Origin of the sequence: Aeromonas sp. Prich7-2 (genome assembly GCF_017939255.1) — a bacterium.
Classification (GTDB): domain Bacteria; phylum Pseudomonadota; class Gammaproteobacteria; order Enterobacterales; family Aeromonadaceae; genus Aeromonas; species Aeromonas caviae.
The window spans coordinates 1-3,480 of the sequence record NZ_JAGKRI010000111.1 but is presented as its reverse complement, the minus strand read 5'-3'; the positions used below and the strand labels follow the sequence as shown (position 1 = coordinate 3,480).

3 protein-coding genes are annotated in these 3,480 nt (G+C 60.2%); 1 reads left to right on the top strand and 2 read right to left on the bottom strand.

Annotation, left to right across the window (positions count from 1 at the left end):
• Positions 1-570: 570 nt before the first annotated feature.
• Positions 571-1,185, bottom strand: coding sequence for a hypothetical protein (locus tag J9892_RS15605; RefSeq protein ID WP_210538572.1), 615 nt, complete (start codon positions 1,183-1,185; stop codon positions 571-573).
• Positions 1,186-1,280: 95 nt separating this feature from the next.
• On the opposite strand from J9892_RS15605, the gene J9892_RS15600 reads away from it, so the two are divergent.
• Positions 1,281-1,640, top strand: a complete 360-nt coding sequence (locus tag J9892_RS15600) for a lysozyme inhibitor LprI family protein (RefSeq protein ID WP_111896743.1) — start codon at positions 1,281-1,283, stop codon at positions 1,638-1,640.
• A 229-nt stretch (positions 1,641-1,869) separates the two neighbouring features.
• Here the strand turns inward: J9892_RS15600 and cysS are convergent, their stop codons facing one another.
• Positions 1,870-3,246 (bottom strand): cysteine--tRNA ligase, encoded by a 1,377-nt coding sequence (gene cysS, locus J9892_RS15595; RefSeq protein ID WP_210538571.1) that lies wholly within the window; start codon positions 3,244-3,246, stop codon positions 1,870-1,872.
• Positions 3,247-3,480 lie beyond the last annotated feature (234 nt).

Below are 3,480 nucleotides of genomic sequence, written 5' to 3'. Positions count from 1 at the left end.
ACTAAAAACTGGGAATAACGCCTTAAATGGCGAAGAAACGGTCTAAATAGGCTGATTCAAGGCATTTACGGGAGAAAAGATCGGCTCAAACTGAAAAAATGAAATGACTGAGTCAGCCGAGAAGAATTTCCCCGCTTATTCGCACCCTCCCGAGCACTGCTCGACCCCGATTTGGCGCGAGAACAAGGATGTTCGAAGCGGGCTTTGGCCGAAGCCATGGATGGCGTAGGCCAAAGTGCCGTCTGCGGCGCTCCGTCCGACCCGTTGGACGAGACGAGGGAACCCGCGAAGCGGGCGGTTTACCGGGGGAGAAGACTTTTGGTCTTTCAAAAGTCACTCGCCAAGCCGCGTAGCGGTGGCGAAATCCCTTCGAGGGCAAGGCCCTCGTGTCCTGCATGGCGAAGCCATGCCATTAAGGCGTTGGACGGCATTCAGCCGGAGAATGACGTTAGCTCCCCTCACCCTGACCCTCTCCCCCAAGGGGAGAGGGGATCAGACCGCAGGATGCCGAGGCTTCGGCAAACCACTAAAAATCGCAGCCTCGGCTGCGATTTTTTTTATTCCTGATTTCTATTTCCCCAACCCCTTGCACTGCTCTCCTCCTGCGGCGGGATAGGCGGTGAGCGTCTCATAGAGGGCGGTACGCAGGCTGCCGGATTGGCAGAAATCACAGCTGCCGCCAGCGTCGATATCGGTGATGCGGGCGCCTTGCGGCCCGTCCAGTACCAGATAGGTGCTGACAAAACGGTAGGTGCCTCTGGAGGCGTAGAGCGGGGAGCCCGGCTCGCCAAAGGTGAAGCGCACCTTGACCTCGCTGCGATCCCGGCTGCCGGCGATGGCGCGAGACGAGAGTATCTCAGAGCCCAGCAGGTGATCCCAGGCATTGGGCAGGAAGGGGTTGCCCTCGACGAAGGGGGGCTTCTCGTCCGGGGCTTCGCGAGTGGCTATCTCCCGCGCCTTGGAGGCAGCATTGAGCAGGCAGAGCAGCTCGGGGGAGACGATGTTGGGCAACGCACCGCCCAGGTCTGCCTGATAGAGGCCGCTCGGTTTGACGCTGCGCTCCCAGACCAGAAACTCGGCCACCTTGGCGCGGGCTTGGACCTGCATATCGGGGGCAGTGGCGGCCACAGACAGCCCGGACGCCAGCAGAGGCAGGGCCAGAAACGGCATCCAGTTCAACTTCATGACGTCATCTCCTTGTTATTCTTGAAAAACAGAGCCGCCATCGAGCCGGTTTATGCCGTATATTGGCCCTCTCCCTACCACAAAGGAACTGCCTCTTGAGACCCTATCCCGCCCTGTTGCTCTTGCTGGCAACCACTGCCGTTCAGGCCGAACAGGATTGTACTGCGCCGGTGACACAAACCGACATGAACATCTGTGCGTTTCAGGATTACCAGCGAGCCGATGCCAAGCTCAATGCCGCCTATAAAAAGCGGGTTGCCTCCCTGGAGAAGGCACAGCTGGAAAGGCTGAGAACCGCGCAACGGGCCTGGATCACCTTTCGCGATGCCCAGTGCCGCTACGAGGCCGGCGTCTATGAAGGGGGATCAATGGCGCCCATGGTCCACAGCAGTTGTCTCACCCAGTTGACCGAGGCGCGCACCAAAGACCTGAACACACTGCCAGACCAGCCATGATCAGAGGAGCCAACCAGATCAGGTAGGAACTGGAGGCAAGCAACAGACGGCTTGCAGGCACTCCGGTAAGTAATGATGCGAGCCCCCTCACCCTGACCCTCTCCCCCAAGGGGCGAGGGGATCAGACCGCAGGATGCCGAGGCTTCGGCAGGCCACAAAAAAAACCGCAGCCCAATGGCTGCGGTTTTTTTATAGGCTCAACCGGTTGGCGCCAGCAGCACCACCGGCCTTAGGCACGGCGCCAGCTGGTCTTGCCGGCGCTGTCTTCCAGCACGATACCCATCTCGGTGAGGCGGTTACGGGCGGCATCCGCTGCGGCCCAGTTCTTGTCGGCGCGGGCCTGATTGCGCTCGGCGATCAGGCGCTCGATTTCGGCGACCTCTTCGTCCGCTTCGTCACCCTTCAAGAAGGCATCCGGATCCTGTTGCAGGATGCCGAGCACGGCGCCCAGCTCGCGCAGACGGGCGCCCAGCGCGGCGGCAACGGCCATGTCTTCACCCTTCTGGCGGTTGATCTCGCGCACCAGGTCGAACAGGGCGGAGTAGGCTTCCGGGGTGTTGAAGTCGTCGTCCATGGCTTCCTTGAAACGGGCCACCTGCTCGTCACCACCGGCAGCAGCGGCCAGCGGCAGATCGCGCAGGGCGGTGTACATCCGCTCCAGGGCGGCGCGGGCCTGCTTCAAGTTATCTTCCGAGTAGTTGAGCTGGCTGCGGTAATGACCAGACATCAGGAAGTAACGGACGGTTTCGGCGTCATAGTGGGCCAAGACGTCGCGGATGGTGAAGAAGTTGCCAAGGGATTTGGACATCTTCTCTTTATCCACCATCACCATGCCACTGTGCATCCAGGTGTTGACGTAGTCGCCGCCGTGGGCGCAGCAGGACTGGGCAATCTCGTTCTCGTGGTGCGGGAACTGCAGATCCGAGCCGCCGCCGTGGATGTCGAAGTGGTTGCCAAGGTGCTTGGAGTTCATGGCGGAGCACTCGATGTGCCAGCCAGGACGGCCCGGGCCCCAGGGGCTGTCCCAGGTCGGCTCGCCGGGCTTGGACATCTTCCACAGCACGAAATCGAGCGGGTTGCGCTTGGCATCCACCACGTCGACCCGGGCACCGGCCTGCAGCTGTTCCAGATCCTGGCCGGAGAGCTTGCCGTAGTCGGCGTAGGAGTCGACGATGAACATCACATCGCCGTTGTCCGCCACGTAGGCGTGCCCTTTTTCCAGCAGGGTTTCAACCAGGGCGATGATCTCGCCGATGTGCTGGGTGGCGCGGGGTTCGATGTCCGGACGCACCATGCCGAGGGCGTCGAAATCCTGGTGCATGTCGCCGATGAGGCGCTCGGTGAGATCGTCACAGGTCACGCGCGTTTCGGCGGCGCGCTTGATGATCTTGTCGTCCACGTCGGTGACGTTGCGCACATAGGTGAGGTCGTATCCTGCATAACGCAGGTAGCGAGCGACGACGTCGAAGGCGACGAAGGTACGGCCATGGCCGATATGACAGTGATCATAGATAGTGACGCCACACACATACATGCCCACCTTGCCCGGGTGGATAGGTTTGAATTCTTCTTTTTGACGAGTGAGTGTGTTGTATATCTTCAGCATCTTATGACCACTGCCTGTGAGTAAAATGGCCTGCCATTCTAACCGCATCCGGTATAGAAAACGAGGCAGAAAAAGCCCCCTCTCCCCCCCAATGCTGTTCACTTAAGCGGAGCCGCATTGCGATTTACCGGAAAACGGGTCTTTGATATCTTCACCGCCCTGGGTCTCGATGGCCTGGGGCGTTTTTCTATGAACATGACGCCTATGCAGCCCCGCAACTCCGCCAACCTCCGT